Below are 400 nucleotides of genomic sequence, written 5' to 3' on the forward strand. Positions count from 1 at the left end.
AGCGCCTCCTCGCGTTCGTCGCGCTCAACGGCGGCCGGGTCGAGCGCCGGCACGCCGCCGGGACGCTGTGGCCGTCCGGCGACGACCTGCGGGCGGCGGGGAACCTGCGGTCCGCACTGTGGCGGCTCAAGGCCGCCGGCATCGATCTGCTGGACTCCGACAAGTTCGCGCTCGCCATGCGCGAGCACACCGTGGTGGACCTGTACGTGCTGTACGGCTGGGCCGGGCGCCTCATCGGCGGCACCGCCACCGCCCAGGACCTGTCGGCGCTGAAATGGCGCACCGACGCGCTCGACCGGCTGCCCGGCTGGTACGACGACTGGGTGCTGCTGGAGCGGGAACGGGTCCGCCAGCGGCGGCTGCACGCGCTGGAGGAGCGCAGCCGCGAGCTGGCCCGGGT

The 400-nt window shown here is 74.8% G+C and carries 1 pseudogene; it reads left to right on the forward strand.

Features of this window, described 5'->3' with window-relative positions:
- A pseudogene (locus G3I78_RS50110) lies at positions 1 to 400 on the forward strand (transcriptional regulator); the annotation flags it as partial.

It is taken from the genome of Streptomyces sp. SID13726 (genome assembly GCF_010548375.1).
Classification (GTDB): Bacteria; Actinomycetota; Actinomycetes; order Streptomycetales; family Streptomycetaceae; genus Streptomyces.